Here is a 20,747-nt window from a genome sequence, read left to right as displayed (position 1 = left end):
GTGCCCGGCGCATCCCGTCTGGGATGATCGGGGGCATGACGAAGAAGCCGGCCCTCATCCTCGCGCTCGCCCTGGCGGCCGTGCTCACCCCCGCGCTCAGCTCCTGCGCCAACCCGGTCGAGCAGATCGTCGAGGGCGCGGTCGAGCAGGCGGGCGGCGGCGACGTCGACCTCAACTCCGACGGCGGCCTGCCCGACGGCTTCCCCGCGAACGAGGTGCCGCTCTACGACGGCGAGGTGATCGGCGGCATGGGCGCCGGCACGGTCGACTCCGGCGGTGGCTGGACCGTCATCGTCAAGGTCGACGAGGAACGCGAGCCCGCGTTCCAGTCCATCGACTCCCAGTTGAAGGGGGCCGGCTTCGAGGCGAGCTACTCCGGCTTCGTCGAGGGCGTCGGCAGCGGGGCCTACAGCGACGCCGAGTACTCGGTGATCGTCAGCGTGGCCGACGACGGCTCGGGCCAGAGCACCGCCACCTACATCGTGGGCGGCACCACCTCGTAGCGGGTCGGGCTCCGGATGCGCGGTCAGCCCCGCGCGCCGGACACCGCCGAGGGAGCCGTCCGCGGCGCCGCACCCCGCGCCAGCGCCACCGCCCCGAGGGCCAGCAGCAGCCCCAGCCCGAACACCCTGGCGAAGCCGTCGGCGCCCGCGCCCGGGAGGGCCTGGAAGGCGAGCCCGGCGACCGACAGCGCCACCGCGGGGCCGGCGGCATCCGCGATGTTCAGGGCACTGCTGTTGAAGCCCTGGTCGTCGTGCGACGAACCCGAGAGCAGCAGCACCGAGAGCCTCGGGTAGGCGAGCCCCATGCCCGTGCCCGAGAGGGCCCAGCCGGCGATCGCGATCCAGCCGGGCAGGCCGAGCGCGGCGGTCGCGAGGGTGACGGCCACGGCGGCGGCCACCAGCGCCGTGCCCGCGGTGAGCACGGCCCGGTCGCGCAGGCGCGCGGCGTAGCGGCCCTGGAGCAGCGACGCCGCACCCCAGGCGACCCCGCTGACCGACAGGGCGAGGCCGGCCTGGCCGGGGGAGAAGTCGTAGTCGCGGGTGAGCAAGTAGGGCAGATACGTCTCCGTGGCGAAGAACCCGCCGGCGAGCACGAGCCGGGTGAGCACGATGCGGGGAAGCCCGGTGCGGCCGGTGAGCGTGCCGCGCGGCACGAGCGGCCGGATCGCGACGACCGCCACCACGACCGCGGCGACGGCGACCACGAGTGCGACGGCACCGCCGAACTCGGCCGAGACGCTGAGCGCCAGGATGCCCGCCGCGAGCAGCCCCGACCAGAGCAGCCGGGGGATGCGGAAGCCCGACGCCGTGCCGGTCTGCGCCCGCCGGAGCGTGCGCATCACGGGCAGCAGCAGCCCCAGCGCCGGCACGCAGATGAACGCGACGCCGAGGAACACCCAGCGCCACCCGACCGTCTCGCCGAGGACACCGGCGATGAACGGGCCGACCAGGGCCGGTATCACCCACGCCGCCGACATCAGCCCGAACACCCGCGGCTGCAGCGCCCCGGGGAACACCCGCGCCACGATCACGTAGAGCGTCACGGTCACCCCGCCCGAGCCGAGCCCCTGCACGAGGCGGCCGACGACCACCTGCTCCATGCTGCCGGCCAGGCCCGCGACGACGAGTCCCGCGATGAACAGGGCGACGGATGCGCAGAGCGGCACCCGGGGCCCACTGGTGTCGCACCACTGACCGGCCGCGACCATCCCGACCACCGACACGGCGAGCGGAGCCGCGAACGCGACGGCATAGAGGGCGGAGCCGTCGAGCTCGGCGCTGATCACGGGCATCACCGTGGTGACGGCCAGGTTCTCGAATGCGGCGACGAACACGAGCACGACCGTGCCGAGGGTGATCAGGCGGAAGCGGGCCGAGAAGGGCCCCTCGGGGGTCACCCGAGCAGCGTCTCGCCGACCCAGCCGCCGGTCGAGGCGCCGGGCGGCACGGCCCAGAGCCCCGAGCCCACGTGGCGGAGGTACTCGTTCATCGCGTCGTTCTTGGCGAGGTTCATCTGGATCGGCACGAACTGCTTCGCTGCGTCGCGCTGGTAGGAGATGAAGAACAGTCCGGCGTTCAGCCGCCCGAGCTCGTCGTTGCCGTCGACGAAGTTGTAGCCGCGGCGCAGCAGCTGCGCGCCGGAGTTCTGGGTCGGATGCGCGAGGCGCACGTGCGAGTCGGCCGCGATCAGCGGGGCACCGCCCTGCCCCGTGGCGTCGAAGTCGGGCTCGCTGAACTCGGTGCCGCCGGAGTACGGGGCTCCCTCGCCCTTGGTGCGTCCGACGATCGCCTCCTGGTCTTTCAGGGAGGTGCGGTCCCAGGTCTCGATGGTCATGCGGATCTTGCGCGCGACGAGGTACGAGCCGCCGTGCATCCACGCGGCCCCGTCGTCGCGGGTGGCCCAGACCTGATCGGCCACGACGTCGGACTGCTCGGCCTTGATGTTCGCCGTGCCGTCCTTGAAGCCGAACAGGTTGCGCGGGGTCACCTGCGCCGTGGTCGTCGAGCTGGTGCGGCCGAAGCCGAGCTGCGACCAGCGCAGCGACGCCCGGCCGAAGGCGATGCGGGAGAGGTTGCGGATGGCGTGCACCGCGACCTGCGGGTCGTCGCTGCAGGCCTGGATGCAGAGGTCGCCGCCGGTGAGCGCCTCGGTGAGCATGTCGCCCGGGAAGTGGGGCAGCTCGACGAGCGCGGAGGGGCGCTGGCCGGCCAGGCCGAAGCGGTCGGCGCCGTCGGCGGCGGTGAAGAGGGTCGAGCCGAAGCCGAAGGTGATCGTGAGGCCCGCGGCGGGCAGGTCGAGCGCCTCTCCGGTGTCGTCGGGCGGAGCGGTGTAGGGGCCGTTGACGGCGCCGTAGGTGCCGACCGGGGTGCCGGCGGTCATCAGGACGGCGGCGGCGCTCCAGTCCTGAAGCAGTCCGACGAGCTCGTCGCGGGTGATGTCGGCGACGTCGAAGCTCGCGAAGTGCAGCCGGTCTTGAGCCGGGGTGACGATACCGGCCTGGTGCTCGCCGAAGAACGGGTAGACCGTGCCCGCGCCGGGCGCGGCGGAAGCCGACTGGGGGAGGGCGAAGCGGTCGACCGCGATACCGCCGGCGAGGCCGGCTCCGGCTCCGAGCACGCCGGCGCCGGCGAGGCCGAGCAGCCCCCGTCGGGAGATGCCCGGCCTCGCCGGCGTCGGATCGTGATCGGTCATGCCCAGAAGCCTACGGCTCAGCCCACCAGCGTCGCCGTGAGGCGGCTGAGCGGCTCGCTGAGCGCGCTCACGCCGTCGGCCAGCTGCTTGACCTGATCGGTGGTCAGCTCGTCGTAGTAGACGAACCCGGAGTCGAGGCTGCCGTACTCGGCGAGGGTCTTCTCGAGCGAGTCGAAGCGCTCGTCGATCGTCGTCACCAGCTCGGGGTCCTTCGCCTCGACGATGTCGCGCACGCCCTCGTAGGCGACGCGGGCGCCCTCGAGGTTGGCCTGGAAGTCCCAGAGGTCGGTGTGCGACCAGATCTCCTCCTCGCCGGTGATCTTGCCGCTCGCGACCTCCTCGAGCAGACCGATGGCGCCGTTCGAGATGGCGTCGATCGAGACGGTGTAGTCGTCGGCGTTCACGGCCTCGTAGAGCGACTGGGTGTCGGCCTTCAGCTTGTCGGCGTAGTAGCTGCGCTCGTCGGCGGTGAGGGGCGTGTAGGCGGTGCCGCCGTTCTCCTCGGCGGTCGGCGGGAAGAGGTCCTTCTCGATGCGGTGCCAGCCGGTCCACTCGTCGCCCTCGGCGACGTCGGCCTCGCGGAAGTCGATCATCGGGTCGAGGTCGCCGAACGACTCGGCGACGGGCTCGATGCGCTCGTAGTTCGCACGGGTCGTCGCGTAGAGGCCGCGCGCGGCCTCGTCGTCGCCGGCCAGGTAGGTCTCGAGGAAGGTGTCGGTGCCCGTGACGAGCTGGCCGACCTGGTCCTTGATGTACGCCACGTAGTTGGTGGCGGCCTGGTCGACCTGCTCCTGCTGGTCGCCCGCGAGCTGCACCTTGTCGCCCGAGACGGTGAAGGCGGCCCGGCCGATGCCCTCGCCGACCATGCCCGGCTTGCAGACGGTGAAGTAGTCTCCTGGCTGCGCCTGCACGACGAGGTCGCGGGAGATGCCGGGGCCGACGTTCTCGACCTCGCCGACGATGCGCAGGCCGTCGTCGGCGAGCAGGTAGAACTCGGTCACCTGGTCGCCGGAGTTCGTCACCGAGAAGGTCAGCGTGCCGCTCGTGGCCGACGAGGCGCTCACCGAGCAGTCGTCGGAGCTGGAGTCGACGGTGATCGCACCGGCCGCGTCCGTCGAGGACGCGGAGCTGTTCGGGACGCAGCCTGCGAGCGCGAGCAGGGTGACGGCGGCGCCGGCGGCGGCGAGGAGGGGCTTGGTCTTCACGTGGGGGCTCCTTGGAGGATGGCGGTGATCAGGACGCGGGGGTCAGGACGCTTCGGTCAGGATGCGGATGCGACGGCGGGCGCGGGCGCGACGGCCGGAGCCGCCTTCTGCTGCCGGCCGCGACGCACCGCGCGGAGGAAGAGGAACATCGTCGGCACGAAGTAGGCGAGCCAGGCGCCGAGTTCGAGCCAGGTGGTGGCGGGGGAGAAGTTCACGGTGCCCTTGAGGAAGGTGCCGAGCCAGCTGTCGGGCGGGATGACGCCGCTGACGTCGAAGGCGAGGCTCTTCAGGCCGGGCAGGATGCCCGCCTCCTGCAGGTCGTGCACCCCATAGGAGAGCACGCCCGCCGCGACCACGATCAGCGCGGCGCCCGACCAGGCGAAGAACGCCGACAGGTTGATGCGCACGAGGCCCTTCGAGATGAGGTAGCCGAGCACGACGGCGGTCAGGATGCCCAGCAGTGCTCCGAGGAGCGGCAGCGTCGTCTCTCCGGTGGCCTGTGCGGCGGCCCAGATGAACAGCGCCGTCTCGATGCCCTCGCGCCCGACGGCCAGGAAGGCCACCAGCACGAGGCCCCAGCCGGCGCCGATCAGCGCCTTGTCGACGTCGGACTGCAGGGCGCCCTTGAGATTCTGGGAGGTGCGGAGCATCCAGAACACCATCCAGGTGACGAAGCCGGTCGCGATGATCGAGAGCGAGCCGCCGATGGCCTCCTGGGCCTCGAAGCTCAGGCCGTAGGCGCCGAAGGTGAGCACCGCGCCGAGCGTGAGGGCGACGAGCACGGCGAGACCGACTCCGACCCAAAGGCGGGCGAGAACGTCGCGGCGGCCGATCTTCGACACGTAGGCGATGAGGATGCTCACGACCAGCGCGGCCTCGAGGCCCTCGCGCAGGCCGATCAGATAGTTCGCGAGCACGGATACCTGACTTCGGGGGAACGGGTGTGGGGACGCAGCGCGCCGGGAGGTGTGGGCTGCCTAACTTGGGTAAGCCTAGCCTTACCAAATGAGCGTAGCCCCGCGGGCCGCGCTTTGTCCACTCGCGCGGCCTCACGGGCGCAGGGCGTGCCTAAGCTGGCGCCATGACGGATGACGAGGTTCGCACGGTGGCCGGCCCGCTCGACGAGGCCGCGGTCGAGGCGGTTCGGGCGGGGTACGACTTCGACGGGCCGGCGCTCGAGATCGGTGCGCTCGTCAACGGGGAGGCGGTGCCCGGGGTGCCGGTGCGCATCCCGCTCGCCATGACCAACCGGCACGGCCTCGTCGCGGGGGCGACCGGCACGGGCAAGACCCGCACGCTGCAGGTGCTCGCCGAGCAGCTGGCCGCCGCGGGGGTGCCGGTGTTCGCCGCCGACATGAAGGGCGACCTGACCGGTGTCGCCACGCCGGGGGAGAGCAGCGACAAGCTCCTCGCCCGCACGCGCGGCATCGGGCAGGACTGGACGCCGCGCGCGGCGACGGTCGAGTACTTCAGCCTCGGTGGGCGGGGAACGGGCGTTCCGGTGCGCGCCACGCTCACCGCGTTCGGCCCGCTGCTGCTGAGCAAGGTGCTGGGCCTGAACGACACGCAGGAGTCGAGCCTCGGGCTCGTCTTCCACTACGCCGAGCAGGCCGGGCTGCCGCTCGTCGACCTGAGCGACCTGCGCGCGGTGCTGACCCACCTGACGAGCGACGAGGGGCGGGTCGAGCTGAAGGCGATGGGCGGGCTGTCGACGGCGACGGTCGGAGTCATCCTCCGCGAGCTGATCGCCTTCTCGGCGCAGGGGGCCGACGCGTTCTTCGGAGAGCCCGAGATCGACACGTCTCTGTTCCTCCGCACCGCCCCCGACGGCTCGGGTGTGATCAGCCTGCTCGAGCTGCCCCGGGTGGCCGACAAGCCGGCGCTGTTCTCGACCTTCCTGATGTGGCTGCTCGCCGACCTGTACAACGACCTGCCCGAGGTCGGTGACCTCGACAAGCCGAAGCTGGTGTTCTTCTTCGACGAGGCGCACCTGCTGTTCTCGGACGCGTCGAAGGACTTCACGGCGGCGATCGTGCAGACGGTGCGGTTGATCCGCTCGAAGGGGGTCGGCATCTTCTTCGTCACCCAGACGCCGAAGGACGTGCCGGGCGACGTGCTCGCCCAGCTCGGTTCGAGGGTGCAGCACGCCCTGCGCGCCTACACGCCGAACGACGCCAAGGCGCTGCGGGCGACCGTGTCGACCTATCCGAAGTCGGGCTACGACCTCGAGGAGGTGCTCCCCGCGCTCGGCATCGGCGAGGCCGTCGTGACCGTGATGAACGAGAACGGTGCGCCGACTCCCGTCGCGTGGACACGGGTGCGGGCACCGCAGGGGTCGATGGCGCCCACGCCCGCCGCCGAGGTCGAGGCGGCGGTCGCCGCGTCGCCGCTCCTGGCGCAGTACGGCACGCCGATCGATCGTGAGTCGGCCCGGGAGATCCTGACCGTCCGGCTGAACGCGGCGCTCGCCGCCGAGGAGGCGGCCGCGGCGGAGGCCGCCCGGGCGGCGTCGGAGCGGGAGGCCGCCGCGGAGTACGCCCGCCAGCAGAAGGAGATGGACGCGCAGCTGGAGCGCGACCGTCGCGCCGACGAGCGTTCGCGTTCACGGCGGGAACCGTCGCCGCGCCCGAGGACCCGGCCGCGCAGCACGACGTCCGACACCGACATCCTCTCGGACGTGCTGCGATCGCGCACGACGCAGACGATCCTGCGCGGGGTTCTGGAGGGCGTCTTCGGCACCCGCCGCCGGCGCCGCTGAGACGGCGCCCGGTGTCCGGCGGCACCGCCGCTCGGAGATATCTCGGCAGCCCGGCGCGCACCCGTGGCGTACAGGATCGCGCGCCTAGACTGATCCGGTGCTCCCCGACCAGCCCGCGTACGGCGCCACTGCGCCAGGCAGCCCCGCGTACGGTGCCCCCGCGTACGGCGCTCCCGCGCCCACCCCGGCTCCGGGCGACGTCATCGGCTCCAGTCGCGGGTCGCGCATCCTGGGCTACGTCGTCGCCCTGCTGCTCGGCGCGCTGTTCGGAGCCATCGGCACGGTCGTGCACCAGATCGACATCAGCGTGTTCGGGCTGTTCGACCTGCCGATCGGGCTGATCATCGCGCTGGTCGCGATCGCCCTGCTGCTCACCGGCCTGCGCATGATCGCGCCCAGCCGTCTGGCGTCGGCGCTCGCCGCGGCCGCCCTGATCGGCATGGTCGCGCTGCTCACGCTGGAGAGCCCCGGTGGGTCCATCCTCGTGCCGGCCGGGCCGACCGGGCTCGTCTGGCTGTTCGGCAGCACGCTGATCGCGGTCGTCGTGATCGCCTGGCCGAAGCTCGGTGCGCGACGTCGGCCCGCCGGAACCGATGGCCCCGCGCATCCGGGAGCCCGCCCCGACGCCGTAGACTTGAGCCGGTAATCCCGAAGGAGCCTGAACGCCTGTGACCTATGTCATCGCCCTGCCGTGCGTCGATGTTAAAGACCGCGCGTGTATCGACGAGTGCCCCGTCGACTGCATCTACGAGGGTGAACGCTCCCTCTACATCCACCCCGACGAGTGCGTCGACTGCGGCGCCTGCGAGCCCGTGTGCCCCGTCGAGGCGATCTACTACGAAGACGATCTGCCCGAGGAGTGGGCCGACTACTACAAGGCCAACGTCGAGTTCTTCGACGAGATCGGCTCGCCCGGCGGTGCCGCGAAGGTCGGCGTGATCAAGAAGGATCACCCCGTCATCGCGGTGCTCCCGCCGCAGGCGCACTGACGGCACCGACCTGATGGCACTGTTCTGATGGCACTGTACTGATGGCGCTGCGCTGATGGCACTGGGCGCCCTGCCCGACTACCCGTGGGACGAGATGGCGCCGTACGCCGCTCGCGCACGGGCCCACCCCGACGGCATCGTCGACCTCTCGATCGGCTCGCCGGTCGACCCGACCCCCGCTCTCGTCGCCGACGCCCTGAAAGCGGCGACGGATGCGCATTCCTACCCGCAGACGGCCGGCACCCCCGCCCTGCGGAGCGCCATCGCGTCCTGGTTCGAGCGACGCCGTGGCGTGCCCGGGCTGGGCGACGACAGCGTGCTGCCCACGATCGGCTCGAAGGAGTTCGTGGCGTGGCTGCCGTTCATGCTGGGGCTCGGCGAGGGCGATGTGGTCGCGCATCCGCTCGCCGCGTACCCCACCTACGAGATGGGGGCCCGGCTCGCCGGCGCGACCCCGCTCGCGGCCGACGACCCCGACTCGTGGCCGTCGACGACGAAGCTCGTCTGGCTGAACAGCCCCGGCAACCCGGATGGCCGGGTGCTCGACGTGCCGGCCCTGCAGGCGGCCGTCGCGCGGGCCCGTGCCCTGGGCACCGTCATCGTCGGCGACGAGTGCTACGCCGAGCTCGGCTGGGACGGGCGCTGGGCCACCGAGCCCGTGCCGTCGATCCTCGACCCGCGGGTGACCGGGGGAGACCTCACCGGCGTGCTCGGCGCGTACTCGCTGAGCAAGCAGTCGAACCTCGCGGGCTACCGCGCCGCCTTCGTGGCCGGAGACCCGGCGCTGATCGCGCGGCTCGTCACGGTGCGGAAGCACGCGGGCATGATCCCGCCGGCACCCGTGCAGGCCGCGATGGAGGTCGCTCTCGGCGACGACGCCCACGTCGCCGCGCAGAAGGCGCTGTACGCCGCTCGGCGGGCCGTGCTGCGACCGGCGATCGAGGCCGCGGGGCTGCGCATCGACGAGAGCGTGGCCGGGCTCTACCTCTGGGCGACCGAGGGGCGCGACGCCTGGTCGACGATCTCCGACCTCGCATCGCTCGGCATCCTCGCGGGGCCCGGGCACTTCTACGGAGAGCACTTCCCCGAGCACGTGCGGTTCTCGCTGACGGCCACCGACGAGCGCATCGACGCCGCCGCGTCGCGTTTGCGTTCGCGCGGACATTAGGCTGTATACGGGTCAACGCGGTCACGGTCTACAGATGCAGCCTGCGTCCCGCCACAGAAACCACTCAGGCAGGATCACTCAAGGAGGCTCCGTGACGGACGTCGAACAGAAGGCCACTCTGACCTATCCCGGTGGAACGGCCGAGTTCCCGATCCTGAAGAGCGTCGACGGGGCATCCTCGCTCGACATCTCGACGTTCACGAAGCAGACCGGCCTGACGACCGTCGACTACGGCTTCGTGAACACCGCCGCCACCAAGTCGGCGATAACCTACATCGACGGCGACCAGGGCATCCTGCGCTACCGCGGCTACCCCATCGAGCAGGTCGCGACGTCGCTGACCTACCTCGAGACGGCGTGGCTGCTCATCTACGGCGAGCTGCCCTCGGCGTCGGAGCTGTCGGAGTTCGACGAGCGCATCCGTCGTCACACCCTGCTGCACGAGGACCTCAAGCGCTTCTTCGACGCGCTGCCGCACAACGCGCACCCGATGTCGGTGCTGTCGTCGGGCGTCTCGGCGCTGTCGACGTACTACCAGGACTCGCTGAACCCGCACAAGCCGGAGGACGTCGAGATCTCGACCATCCGCCTGCTGGCGAAGCTGCCCGTGATGGCGGCGTACGCGCACAAGAAGAGCCTCGGGCAGGCGTTCCTCTACCCCGACAACTCGCTGTCGTTCGTCGACAACTTCCTGCGCCTGAACTTCGGCACCATGGCGGAGCCGTACGAGGTGAACCCGGTGCTGTCGAAGGCGCTGGAGCGGCTGCTCATCCTTCATGAAGACCATGAGCAGAACGCCTCGACCTCGACCGTGCGGCTCGTCGGCTCGACCGAGGCGAACATGTTCGCATCGATCTCGGCCGGCATCAACGCGCTCTTCGGCCCGCTGCACGGCGGGGCGAACGAGGCCGTGCTCACGATGCTCGCGCAGATCCGCGACTCGGGCGAGGGCGTGGCGAAGTTCGTGGAGCGCGTGAAGAACAAGGAGTCGGGCGTGCGCCTGATGGGCTTCGGCCACCGCGTCTACAAGAACTACGACCCGCGCGCGAAGCTCGTGAAGGAGTCGGCCGACGAGGTGCTGCTCGCGCTCGGCGTGCAGGACCCGCTGCTCGACATCGCGAAGGAGCTCGAGCAGGTCGCCCTGTCGGACGAGTACTTCATCTCGCGGCGCCTCTACCCCAACGTCGACTTCTACACCGGCGTCATCTACAAGGCGATGGGCTTCCCGACGCGCATGTTCACCGTGCTCTTCGCGATCGGCCGGCTGCCGGGCTGGATCGCGCACTGGCGCGAGATGGCGACCGACCCCCAGACCAAGATCGGCCGCCCGCAGCAGCTCTACTTGGGCGCCCCGGCCCGCGACCTGCCCCCGCGCCCCTAGCCCGCCCGCCCCTGGCGCTCGGTCGAGGGCTAGGCGTGGAGGGTGGGGTTGAGGGTCACTCCGGAGCCCGAGCGGGCGGTCGCCTCGACGGCGCCCGTGAGGGAGTTGCGGCGGAAGAGCAGGTTGGGGACGCCCGAGAGCGCGACCGCCTTCACGATGCGGTTCTCGTCGTCGCCGTCGATCAGCACCACCTTGGTGCCGGCCGTGACGTAGAGACCGGCCTCCACGACCGAGTCGTCGCCGATCGAGATGCCGATGCCGGCGTTCGCGCCGAGGAGGGCGCGCCGTCCGATCGAGACGCGCTGGGTGCCCCCGCCCGAGAGCGTGCCCATGATCGAGGCGCCGCCGCCGATGTCCGAGCCGTCGCCCACGACGACGCCCTGCGAGATGCGGCCCTCCACCATGGAGGTGCCGACGGTTCCGGCGTTGAAGTTCACGAAGCCCTCGTGCATCACGGTGGTGCCCGGCGCGAGGTGCGCGCCGAGGCGCACCCGCGAGGCGTCGGCGATGCGCACCTTGGGCGGGGTGACGTAGTCGAGCATCCGCGGGAACTTGTCGACGCCGTAGGCCTGGATGCCCGCGCGCTGCAGGGCGGGCCGCAGCCGGTCGAAGGCGTCGGGATGCACGGGGCCGGCGTTCGTCCACACGACGATCGGCAGATGGCCGAAGATGCCGTCGAGGTTGATCGTGTTCGGCGCGACGAGCAGGTGCGAGAGCAGGTGGAGGCGGAGGTAGGCGTCCGGCGTCGAGCGGGGCGGGGCGTCGAGTTCGATGACCTCGGCGACGATCTCGACCGAGACGTCGCGGCGGGCATCCGGAACCGCGTGCGCGACCAGATCGGCGGGCGCGTGCAGCGTGGCGGCCTCGGGCGGGGAGCCCAGGGCGGGCGACGGGTACCAGGTGTCGAGCACGGTGCCGTCGGCCGCGATGGTGGCGAGTCCGTGGCCCCAGGCGTGGGTGGGGTTCAGTACTTCTTCAGGCATGACTCAAGCGTATGGGGCCGAGAACCCTAAACTTGGACAATGTCTCGTTTCGACCCCGCGCATCCGGTCTTCGACCTCTCCGAATCATCGACCGTGCTGACGCAGCAGATCTGCGACGTCGAATCGGTGTCGGGTGACGAGACGCTGCTCGCCGACGCGATCGTCGCGTCGCTCGCCGGTGCCGACCACCTGGAGATCATCCGGGACGGCGACACGATCGTCGCACGCACGAACCTCGGGCGGGCGCAGCGGGTCGTGATCGCGGGGCACATCGACACGGTGCCGCTGAACGACAACCTGCCGACCCGCTACGAGACCCTCGACGGCGAGGAGTACCTCTGGGGCCGCGGCACGGTCGACATGAAGGCCGGCGTCGCGGTGCAGCTGAAGCTCGCGGCCGAGCTGACCGAGCCCGTCGTCGACATCACCTGGATGTGGTACGACCACGAGGAGGTCTCGAACGAGCTCAACGGGCTGACTCGGCTCGCCGCGAACCGGCCCGACCTCTTCGCGGGCGACTTCGCCATCCTGGGGGAGCCGACGAACTCGCAGATCGAGGGCGGGTGCAACGGCAACCTGCGGGCGGAGATCCGCGCGTACGGGCTGCGGGCGCACTCGGCGCGCAGCTGGGTGGGCGACAACGCGATCCACAAGGCGGCGGCGATCCTGGCGATCCTCGACTCCTACGAGGCACCCGAGGTCGAGGTCGACGGGCTGGTCTACCGCGAGGGGCTGAACGCGGTGGGCATCTCGGGCGGGGTGGCGGGGAACATCATCCCCGACGAGGTGATGGTGCACGTGAATTACCGGTTCGCGCCGTCGCGCAGTGGGGACGAGGCGGTGGCGCACATCCGTGAACTGTTCGCGGGGTACGACGTGAAGATCGTCGACCTCGCGGTCGGGGCGCGGCCCGGGCTGGACGCTCCGCTGGCGCAGCGCTTCCTGGCCGCCGTGGGCGGGGAGGCGAAGCCGAAGTACGGGTGGACCGATGTGGCGCGATTCTCGGCCATGGGCGTTCCGGCCGTCAACTACGGGCCCGGCGACCCGATGAAGGCGCACGCCGACGACGAGCGCGTGCGCGTGTCGCAGATCGAGGACTGCGAGGCGGGGCTGCGGTCGTGGCTGTCCGGCCGCGGGTGAGCTCCGAGCCCGCTCCGCTCGTCGTGTGCGTCGACGACGAGCAGATGACGGATGCCCGCCGCCGCACCCTCTGGGCCAGAACCCCGTGGTGGGCGAAGGTGCTCGGGGTGTTCGCGCTGTCGCGGGTCGTCACCACGATCATCGTGCTGCTGTTCGCGCGGGCCCAGGGCCCCAACCCGTGGACGGGCGCGAACCCGCCCTACCTCAGCTACGCCGCCATCTGGGACGGCAACTGGTACAAGATCATCTCGTTCTACGGCTACCCCTCGGTGCTGCCCGTCACCGCCGACGGCCACGTGGGCGAGAGCGCCTGGGCGTTCATGCCGGGCTACCCCTTCCTCGTCTCGGGCCTGCGCGCGCTGACCGGCACCACCTGGGAGTTCGTCGCCGTCACCGTCTCGGTGCTCTGCGCCGCGGCCACCGCCGTGGTCTTCTACCGCCTGATGAACCACGTGCTCCAGGATGCGCGAGCGGCCCTCTTCGCGGTCGTGCTGTTCTGCGTGGCTCCGCTCTCGCCGCTGCTGCAGTTCGCCTACGCCGAGTCGATGAGCCTGCTGCTCCTCGTCAGCGCCCTGTACCTCGTGGTCACCCGGAGGTACGGCTGGGTGTTCCCGATCGTCGCCCTGATGGCGCTGACGCGGCCCTCGGGGCTCGCGTTCGCGCTGTTCGTCGTGCTGCACGTCGGGTACCGGTTCCTGACCCGCGGGCGCGAGCCGTTCCCGCTCCGCGAGCGGGTGACGGCATCCGCTCTCGCCGTGTTCAGCGGGGTGATGGGGCTGGCCTGGCTCGTGATCGCGGGCGTCGTCACCGGGTCGCCGACCGCGTACACCGACACCGAGCTGGCGTGGCGGGCCGCGTACATCGGCTACGGCGAGCTCGTGCCGTTCACCGCGTGGTTCGAGAGCGGTGTCTGGTGGCTCGGCGCGCCGTGGGGGCCGATCGTCGTGGTGCTGCTGATCGTGGGATTCGCGGTGTTCCTGTTCCTGCCGCCGGTGAAGCGGCTCGGGGTCGACCTGCGGTTCTGGCTGGCGAGCTACGCGCTGTACCTGCTGGCGGTGTTCTTCCCGCAGTCGAGCACGTTCCGGCTGCTCATGCCGCTGTTCCCGGCGCTCGGGGCGCTCGCGCTGCCGCGCTCGCCCGTGTACCGGGTGCTGATCGTGCTCGTGGCGATCGCGGGGCAGGTCGGCTGGATGGCGATCGGCTGGGGCGTCGACGGGCGGGACTGGACGCCGCCGTGATCGGCCGGCGGTCCGCGGGGCCGCGTCGCGCCGTCGTCAGGACGCGCATCCGGGCCGTCGTCACGCATGCTTTCGGGCCACTGGTTCCGAGCACGCGTCACTATCGGAGATAATGGAGATCACACCAGGAAAGGGGAGCCGAATGGCCGCCATGAAACCGAGGACCGGAGACGGGCCTATGGAGGCAGTGAAAGAAGGACGCCTCATCATCGTGCGAGTGCCGCTGGAGGGCGGGGGTCGCCTGGTCGTCTCCGTCAACGACGCGGAAGCGAAGGAGCTCCACGACGCACTTGCTGGCGTGGTCAATCCCGCCTAGCCGACAGGCTCGCGACGACCTCGGCGCACCGTTCCTCGGAGCGGGCACCGAGGTCGTCGGCAGTTAACCGGCTGCTACTCGACGATCTTCGTGACCTGGAGCAGGCCGTCGCCGGCGGGCGAGAGCGCCACGAGCACGGCGTCCGAGCCCGAGAGCTCGGCGATCAGCGTGCGGAAGTCGCCCACCGTGTCGCCGCGCTGGGCGGGGTCGGCGACCTTGTCCTTCCAGAGCGCGTGCGGCACGAGCACCGTGCCGCCCTGGCGCACCAGGCGCAGTCCGTGCTCGACGTACTCGATCACCGAGGCCGGGTCGGCGTCGACGAGCACGAGGTCGTAGGAGCTCTCGTTCAGGCGGGGCAGCACGTCACCCGCCGTGCCGGTGATGAGACGGATGCGGTTGGCCGGTACCTTCGCGTCGAGCAGCGCCGCCCGGGCCACCTGCTGGTGCTCGAGCTCGGTGTCGATCGAGGTGATGGTGGCGTCGGGGGCTCCGCGGAGCATCCACAGGGCGGACACGCCGAGCCCCGTGCCGATCTCGACGATCGACTTCGCGCGGGCCGCCGCGGCGATCACGGCCAGCTGGCTGCCGATCGCCGGGGAGACGGATTCGACCCCCACCTCGGCCGCGTGCGTGCGCGCGGCGACGATCTGCGTCGTCTCGACGACGATGTCGTCGGCGAACTTCCAGCTGGCTTCTTTAGTCACTGATGGCCTCCGGGTTCAGCTTAGGCAGTGGCGGCGCGGGTGCCGGGGTGCCACGCGGCGCGGGACCGTGCGGCGTTCGGCTCCGAGCCCGCGCCGGCCGAGCTGGCCCGTCGCTCGGGGGGATTTGACGTTCTGCGGATGCTACCGCCCGGTTCCCGGGGAACACCCGACCTGGGCGTCGCCCGGCGCGGCTATGATTCAAGAATGTTCGGGCTGACCTTCGAGAAGCTGCTCCTGATCGGGATCATCGCGGTGTTCCTGCTCGGCCCGGAGCGCCTGCCCGGGTACACGGCGAAGCTGGCGCAGTTCGTGCGCAGCCTCCGCGACATGGCGAACGGTGCGAAGAGCCGGATGCGCGACGAGATGGGCCCCGAGTTCGACGACGTCGACTGGAAGAAGCTCGACCCCAGGCAGTACGACCCGCGGCGCATCATCCGCGAGGCGCTGCTCGACGACGGGCCCGCCGACGGTGCGGCCGCCACGACCTCGGCGGTCCGTCCGCCGAACCGGCCGCGACCCGAGCCGGCGTATCTGCAGCACAAGGCGAAGTCGGCCGGGGGGCCGGTGCCGGTCGATCTTCCGGGCGATGCCGGTGGGGCGGGTGCTGCCGCCGGTGCGGCTGCGGTGGGAGTGGTCGGGGCTGCCGGTGCTGCTGCGGGCGCTGCCGGTGACGGTGGGGCTTCCACCGGTGGCGCGGGTGAGGGCGTGGTGGCGGATGACGGCGGCGGGGTTCCGCGGCCGGTTGCCACGGCATACGACTCCGAGGCGACCTGAGACGAGCATCCGGGTTCTCAGCCCTCGGGGACGGCGAAACCGCAGGCGCTCGCCACGTAGTCGTAGATCGCCAGGCGGAGCGGGTCGGCTGACGGGATCGAGACGGTGCCGGCGAGCCCGTCGGACAGCTCGAGGGTGACGGGGACGAAGGTGCCGCGCTTGTCCTCGGCGATGGCGTGCGGATCGCAGCGGGCCGGGATGGCGTCGAGGGTGATCGTGGTGGGGGAGTCGCCCGGGGTGACCGCGAGGTCGAGCGACCAGTCGGCGCCGTCGGCGGGCTCGAGGAGGACCGTCGATGCGGCGTGGTCGAGGTGGAGTGTGGCAGGGCCGTCGCCGGAGGGTGCGGCGGGTGCGACGACGCTGGAGCCGCCGGTGTCGGTGGTCACGCCCATCGGGCGGGGCTCGACGATGAGGTCGAGGTGGGCGACGGCGTCGGGGCCGTCGCCCGTGATCCGCAGGGTGTCGGAGAGGCGGAGGGTGGCCACCGCGGCGACCGCCTCGTCGAGGCAGTCCTCGGTGGCGATGCGGTCGAGCACGCCGAAGGGGTCGGCGGGGCGGCCGGTGACCTCGCGGGCGGTTCCGTCGGCGTCGATCATGGTGACCGTCAGCTCGGGGGTGGTGGCCGGGGCCGGGCAGTCCGCCTCGGGCAGCGGGACGGGGAGGAAGCGGGTGAGGCCGGCCGGCACGTCGGTGGCCTTCGCGGTCTCGACCGGGGCGACGAACTGCGGGGAGCTGAAACGGGCGGCGGTGACCGTGACGGGAGCGTCGGTCTCGTTGGTGATCGAGAGCTGCAGGCGGCGGGCGCCGTAGTCGGGGCGGTTCTGCAGGATCGCCAGGCCGAGGCCGTCGATGACGACCGGTTCGGCGGGTGTGGCCGCGGGCGTGGGGGTGCCGGACGCGCTGCCGGTGCCGACGTCGGTGGGTGCAGCGGTGCTCGGGGCGAGGGAGGGCGGGCTCGAGCATCCGGAGACCGCGACCAGTGCCAGCGCGGTCAGCGCGGCGAGGACGGCGGCCCGGGCGGTCATGCCGGGGCGAGCCCCAGCTTGCGGCCCGCGAGACCGCGGCCGCGGCGGGCGATGCGGTCGGCGACCGACGCGATCGCCACGGCGGCCGGGTCGGTGGGATGCGCCAGCACCACCGGCGCCCCGGCGTCTCCGCCGGAGCGGAGGGCGACGCTGATCGGCACCGACGCCAGCAGGGGCACGGCCCCGTCGTGGGTGGCGTGTGCGCCGGTGGCGCCAGCGGCGGTGCGGGCCGCCGTGGCCGCCTGCTGGCGGTCGGAGAGGCGGCGGGCGACCTCGGCGCCGCCGCCCGCGCCGAAGAGGTCGACGACGGTGCCGTCGGGTGCGGCGTAGCCCGCCATGTTCTCGATCACGCCGTAGACGTGCTGCCCGGTCTGCATCGCCACGAGGCCCGAGCGCTCGGCCACGTCGGCGGCGGCCGGCTGCGGGGTCGTCAGCACGATCACCTCGGCGTTCGGCAGCAGCTGTCCGATCGAGATGGCGACGTCGCCGGTGCCGGGCGGCAGGTCGAGCAGCAGCACGTCGAGGTCGCCGAAGTAGACGTCGGTGAGGAACTGCGTGATCGTGCGGTGCAGCATCGGCCCCCGCCAGGCGACGGCGCCGCCCGTGGCCGAGCTCTGCTCGGGGTCGATGAACATCCCGATGGAGATGACCTTCACGCCGTGCGCGACCGGCGGCAGGATCATGTCGTCGACCCGCGTCGGCCGGGCCGCGACCCCGTGCTCGTCGACGAGGCCCAGGATGCCCGGGATCGAGAACCCGTACACGTCGGCGTCGACCAGCCCCACCGCCAGCCCGCGCGCGGCGAGGGCGACCGCGAGATTGGCGGTCAGCGTCGACTTGCCGACGCCGCCCTTGCCGCTCGTGACGGCGTAGACGCGGGTGAGCGAGCCGGGGCCGAAGGGCATGGTGCGCGGGCCGCCGGGTCCGCGGAGCTTCTCGGTGAGGGCCTGTCGCTCCTCCTTGGTCATGACCGAGACCGCCACGTCGACCGCCCGGACGCCGGGCACGCCGGCGGCGGCCTGGCGGACGTCGCGTTCGATGGTGGAAGCGGCCGGGCATCCGACGATCGTGAGCTTCAGGTCGACCGAGGCGAGGCCGGCCGCGTCGACCTGCACACCGCCGACCATGTCGAGCTCGGTGATGGGCTTGCGGATCTCCGGGTCGATGACGCGGGCGAGGGCGGTGCGCACGGCGGTCGCCAGCCCGGTGTCGCCGCGCGCGGCGGCGGCGCGAGCATCCTCGCCCGGCTCGGGCAGAACGTCGCTCACGGCTTGACGACCGGCAGCGAGCCGGTCGGGGTGCCGCGGCCCGAACGGCTGCGGGCCGAGCCGGCGGGGGGAGCATCCGGAACATCGTCACGACCCCGATCGAGCTCCTCCAGCAGCGAGCGCAGCTCGGCGCGGATGAACTCCTTGCTCGCCATGTCCTGCATCGCGAGGCGCAGGGCCACGACCTCGCGGGCCAGGTACTCGGTGTCGGCGAGGTTGCGCTCGGCGCGCTGACGGTCCTGCTCGAACTGCACGCGGTCGCGGTCGTCCTGCCGGTTCTGCGCGAGCAGGATGAGCGGGGCGGCGTACGAGGCCTGCAGCGACAGGATGAGGGTCAGGGCCGTGAAGCCGATGGCCGCCGAGTCGAACCGCAGGTCTTCGGGGCCGATGGAGTTGAACACGATCCAGACGACGCAGAACAGCGTCAGTCCGATCAGGAAGAACGGGGTGCCCATCGCGCGCGCGATCGCCTCGGTGGCGCGGCCGAAGCGGTCGCGGGAGGCCACCGGGCGGCGGGGGATGACGCTCGTGCGACGGCCCTTGGGTGCGTCGAGCGGGTTCTGGGGCTTGCTGTTACGACCGGCCATACGAGGTCCTCCTTCCGCGGGTGGTCAAGCGCGGGGCTATGGCCTGCGCTCGCGAGAGTGTGCGATCCGGCACCCGGGGGGTGTCGGGGTCGCTGTCGTTACTTCGCCAGTCGTCGGGCAAGAGGTAGTCGAGGACGTCGTCAATGGTCACCACCCCGACCAGGCGGTGGTTGTCGTCGACAACCGGAACGGAGACCAGGTTGTAGCTGGCCAGGATGCGCGACACGACGGCCGCGCTGGTGTCGGCCGTGACGGGCTCGAGCCCCTGGTCGAGGATGGTGCCGAGGCGCTCGTGCGGCGGGTAGCGCAGCATGCGCTGGAAGTGCACGACGCCGAGGAAGCGGCCGGTCGGCGGCTCATAGGGCGGCAGGGTGACGCAGATGGCGGCACCGAGCGCCGGCGCGAGCTCGTGCCGGCGGATCAGCGCGAGGCCCTCGGCCACCGTGGCGTCGGCGCTGACGATGATGGGCTCGGTGGTCATCAGGCCACCGGCGGTGTCGGGGGCGTAGGCGAGCAGCATGCGCACGTCGTCGGCCTCCTCGGGCTGCATGAGCTCGAGCAGGTGCTCGCCGCGCTCCTCGGAGAGCTGCGCGATCAGGTCGGCCGCGTCGTCGGGCTGCATCTGGTCGAGCACGTCGGCGGCGCGGTCGTCGTCGAGCTGGGCGAGGATCTCGACCTGCTCGCTCTCGGGCATCTCCTCGAGCACGTCCGCGAGGCGGTCGTCGGAGAGCTCCTCGGCGACCTCGAGCATGCGCGCCTGCGGCAAGTCGAGCAGGGTGCTGGCGAGGTCGGCGGGCTTCAGCTCGCTGTAGGTCGCGATCAGCTGCTCCGCCGACTGCGGCTGGCCCAGGGAGGTCTTCTCGCGCACGTCGTTCCAGCTGGCGTAGACGGTGGCGCCCTTGGCGAAGAGGCTGGCGCTCGTCTTCGGTCGGCGCACGAAGAGCTGAACGATCGCCCACTCGCCGGGGCCGTGCTCCTCGATCGCGACGTCCTCGACGGTGGCCTGCCCGGTGCCGTCGGCGAAGACGACGGTGCGGCCGAGCATCTCGGCGATGACGCGCACCTCGCCGCCGCGCTGCTCGAAGCGGCGCACGTTGATCAGCCCGGTGGTGATGATCTGGCCGCTCGAGATGCTCGTGACGCGGCCGATCGAGACGAAGACGTGGCGCCGGCCGGGGATCTCGACGATCAGCCCGACAACCCGCGGCGGATCGCTCTTGCGGTACACCACGAGCACGTCCCGCACCTTGCCGAGACGGTCGCCGGCGGGGTCGAAGACGGTGCACCCCGCCAACCGGGCGACGAAGACTCTGGTGGCACTCACGACTACTAACTTAGACCCCCTGCATGCACGTCAGCCGGGCGGCGGCCGGGGCGGTGGGGCTCCGGATGCTCGAGCCGCGCGGTCGGCGTCACTGGGGTCGCTTGGCCGCTGCCGGGTCGGCGCCGCTCGGGTCGCTCGGCCGCTGCGGGGTCGGCGTCACTCGGGTCGCTCCGATGCGCCCGTGGGATGATCTGGGGGTGAGTGATCGATCCTCGTCCACCGGCCGCGGGCTGCCGCGCTTCCCGTCGATCCCGCGCGGGGAGGTGGTCGCCACCTTCGACAGCTACGACGACGCGCAGAAGGCGGTGGACACGCTCTCGAAGGCGGAGTTCCCGGTGAAGGAGGTGTCGATCATCGGCAACGACCTGGTGAGCGTCGAGCGGGTGACGGGCACGCTGAGCTACGGGCGCGCCGCGGGCACGGGCGCCCTGTCGGGCCTGTGGATCGGGCTGTTCTTCGGTCTGCTGCTGACCCTGCTGTCCCCGAGCGCCTCGACACTGCTGTTCATCGGCGCCGCGGCCCTCATCGGCGCCGGCTTCGGCATGTTCTTCAACATCGCCGTCTACAGCCTGAACCGCCGCCGCCGCGACTTCACCTCGGTGATGCAGGTGGTCGCGACGTCGTACTCGGTGCTCACGACGGGCGAGCTGGCGAACCGCGCCCGCAACCTCCTCGGCCAGGACTAGCGGCGG

20 protein-coding genes and 1 pseudogene are annotated in these 20,747 nt (G+C 71.7%); 11 read left to right on the top strand and 10 right to left on the bottom strand.

Annotated elements, in window-relative coordinates:
* Positions 1-35 precede the first annotated feature (35 nt).
* Positions 36-503 carry a hypothetical protein gene (locus tag BJ984_RS15165; protein WP_179548702.1) on the top strand — a complete coding sequence of 156 codons (468 nt, stop codon included), beginning with the start codon at positions 36-38 and terminating at the stop codon, positions 501-503.
* Positions 504-526: 23 nt separating this feature from the next.
* On the opposite strand, the gene BJ984_RS15160 is transcribed toward BJ984_RS15165, so the two are convergent.
* The 4 genes from BJ984_RS15160 to efeU are packed head-to-tail and all read right to left on the bottom strand — an operon-like array spanning position 527 to position 5,317.
* The gene (locus BJ984_RS15160) at positions 527-1,900 is read right to left on the bottom strand and encodes an MFS transporter (RefSeq protein ID WP_271206533.1); all 1,374 of its coding nucleotides are present in this window, start codon (positions 1,898-1,900) and stop codon (positions 527-529) included.
* The gene (efeB, locus tag BJ984_RS15155; RefSeq protein ID WP_179548701.1) at positions 1,897-3,195 is read right to left on the bottom strand and encodes an iron uptake transporter deferrochelatase/peroxidase subunit; all 1,299 of its coding nucleotides are present in this window, start codon (positions 3,193-3,195) and stop codon (positions 1,897-1,899) included. Before efeB ends, BJ984_RS15160 begins: the two co-directional genes overlap by 4 nt.
* A 17-nt stretch (positions 3,196-3,212) precedes the next feature.
* On the bottom strand, positions 3,213-4,400 hold the full coding sequence (gene efeO / locus BJ984_RS15150) for an iron uptake system protein EfeO (RefSeq protein WP_179548700.1): 1,188 nt from the start codon (positions 4,398-4,400) through the stop codon (positions 3,213-3,215).
* A 56-nt stretch (positions 4,401-4,456) separates the two neighbouring features.
* Positions 4,457-5,317, bottom strand: coding sequence for an iron uptake transporter permease EfeU (gene efeU / locus BJ984_RS15145; RefSeq protein WP_179548699.1), 861 nt, complete (start codon positions 5,315-5,317; stop codon positions 4,457-4,459).
* A 164-nt stretch (positions 5,318-5,481) separates the two neighbouring features.
* Between efeU and BJ984_RS15140 the strand changes: the two genes are divergently transcribed.
* The 5 genes from BJ984_RS15140 to BJ984_RS15120 all read left to right on the top strand — a co-directional run bounded on the left by BJ984_RS15140 (position 5,482) and on the right by BJ984_RS15120 (position 10,696).
* Complete coding sequence (locus BJ984_RS15140; protein WP_179548698.1) at positions 5,482-7,158, top strand: helicase HerA-like domain-containing protein; 1,677 nt, start codon at positions 5,482-5,484, stop codon at positions 7,156-7,158.
* 97 nt (positions 7,159-7,255) lie between these two features.
* The gene (locus tag BJ984_RS15135; protein ID WP_179548697.1) at positions 7,256-7,804 is read left to right on the top strand and encodes a DUF6113 family protein; all 549 of its coding nucleotides are present in this window, start codon (positions 7,256-7,258) and stop codon (positions 7,802-7,804) included.
* 22 nt (positions 7,805-7,826) lie between these two features.
* Positions 7,827-8,147 (top strand): ferredoxin, encoded by a 321-nt coding sequence (fdxA, locus tag BJ984_RS15130; RefSeq protein ID WP_173181419.1) that lies wholly within the window; start codon positions 7,827-7,829, stop codon positions 8,145-8,147.
* A gap of 55 nt (positions 8,148-8,202) precedes the next feature.
* Positions 8,203-9,315: a succinyldiaminopimelate transaminase gene (gene dapC, locus BJ984_RS15125; protein ID WP_218870088.1), complete on the top strand. Its 1,113-nt coding sequence runs from the start codon at positions 8,203-8,205 to the stop codon at positions 9,313-9,315.
* A 91-nt stretch (positions 9,316-9,406) separates the two neighbouring features.
* The gene (locus BJ984_RS15120) at positions 9,407-10,696 is read left to right on the top strand and encodes a citrate synthase (RefSeq protein WP_271206534.1); all 1,290 of its coding nucleotides are present in this window, start codon (positions 9,407-9,409) and stop codon (positions 10,694-10,696) included.
* A 29-nt stretch (positions 10,697-10,725) separates the two neighbouring features.
* Here BJ984_RS15120 and dapD read toward each other — a convergent pair whose 3' ends face one another.
* Positions 10,726-11,679 carry a 2,3,4,5-tetrahydropyridine-2,6-dicarboxylate N-succinyltransferase gene (gene dapD / locus BJ984_RS15115; RefSeq protein ID WP_179548695.1) on the bottom strand — a complete coding sequence of 318 codons (954 nt, stop codon included), beginning with the start codon at positions 11,677-11,679 and terminating at the stop codon, positions 10,726-10,728.
* A gap of 39 nt (positions 11,680-11,718) precedes the next feature.
* Here dapD and dapE point away from each other — a divergent pair, with 39 nt between their 5' ends.
* The 3 genes from dapE to BJ984_RS15100 all read left to right on the top strand — a co-directional run bounded on the left by dapE (position 11,719) and on the right by BJ984_RS15100 (position 14,373).
* Positions 11,719-12,819, top strand: a complete 1,101-nt coding sequence (gene dapE, locus BJ984_RS15110; RefSeq protein WP_179548694.1) for a succinyl-diaminopimelate desuccinylase — start codon at positions 11,719-11,721, stop codon at positions 12,817-12,819.
* Complete coding sequence (locus tag BJ984_RS15105; RefSeq protein WP_271206535.1) at positions 12,798-14,057, top strand: mannosyltransferase family protein; 1,260 nt, start codon at positions 12,798-12,800, stop codon at positions 14,055-14,057. Before dapE ends, BJ984_RS15105 begins: the two co-directional genes overlap by 22 nt.
* A gap of 142 nt (positions 14,058-14,199) precedes the next feature.
* Complete coding sequence (locus BJ984_RS15100) at positions 14,200-14,373, top strand: DUF3117 domain-containing protein (protein ID WP_022897336.1); 174 nt, start codon at positions 14,200-14,202, stop codon at positions 14,371-14,373.
* Positions 14,374-14,447: 74 nt separating this feature from the next.
* Here the strand turns inward: BJ984_RS15100 and BJ984_RS15095 are convergent, their stop codons facing one another.
* A complete protein-coding gene (locus BJ984_RS15095) occupies positions 14,448-15,077 on the bottom strand; it encodes an O-methyltransferase (RefSeq protein ID WP_179548693.1) in 630 nt (209 codons plus the stop codon).
* Between the two features lie 204 nt (positions 15,078-15,281).
* On the opposite strand from BJ984_RS15095, the pseudogene BJ984_RS15090 reads away from it, so the two are divergent.
* A pseudogene (locus BJ984_RS15090) lies at positions 15,282-15,534 on the top strand (twin-arginine translocase TatA/TatE family subunit); the annotation flags it as partial.
* Positions 15,535-15,868: 334 nt separating this feature from the next.
* On the opposite strand, the gene BJ984_RS15085 reads toward BJ984_RS15090, so the two are convergent.
* The 4 genes from BJ984_RS15085 to BJ984_RS15070 form a co-directional block, all read right to left on the bottom strand.
* Complete coding sequence (locus BJ984_RS15085; protein ID WP_179548692.1) at positions 15,869-16,876, bottom strand: hypothetical protein; 1,008 nt, start codon at positions 16,874-16,876, stop codon at positions 15,869-15,871.
* Entirely contained in the window at positions 16,873-18,078 is a 1,206-nt protein-coding gene (locus tag BJ984_RS15080) for a P-loop NTPase (RefSeq protein ID WP_246306800.1), read from the bottom strand. Before BJ984_RS15080 ends, BJ984_RS15085 begins: the two co-directional genes overlap by 4 nt.
* A gap of 62 nt (positions 18,079-18,140) precedes the next feature.
* Complete coding sequence (locus tag BJ984_RS15075; RefSeq protein WP_179548691.1) at positions 18,141-18,731, bottom strand: DUF1003 domain-containing protein; 591 nt, start codon at positions 18,729-18,731, stop codon at positions 18,141-18,143.
* Positions 18,718-20,055, bottom strand: a complete 1,338-nt coding sequence (locus BJ984_RS15070) for a magnesium transporter MgtE N-terminal domain-containing protein (protein ID WP_179548690.1) — start codon at positions 20,053-20,055, stop codon at positions 18,718-18,720. Before BJ984_RS15070 ends, BJ984_RS15075 begins: the two co-directional genes overlap by 14 nt.
* A gap of 197 nt (positions 20,056-20,252) precedes the next feature.
* Here BJ984_RS15070 and BJ984_RS15065 point away from each other — a divergent pair, with 197 nt between their 5' ends.
* Entirely contained in the window at positions 20,253-20,741 is a 489-nt protein-coding gene (locus BJ984_RS15065; protein ID WP_271206536.1) for a YflT domain-containing protein, read from the top strand.
* Positions 20,742-20,747: the final 6 nt, after the last annotated feature.

The sequence above is a fragment of the Herbiconiux flava genome, assembly GCF_013409865.1.
GTDB lineage: Bacteria > Actinomycetota > Actinomycetes > Actinomycetales > Microbacteriaceae > Herbiconiux > Herbiconiux flava.
The sequence above is the reverse complement of the archived record's forward strand: the minus strand, read 5'-3'. Positions and strand labels throughout refer to the sequence as shown.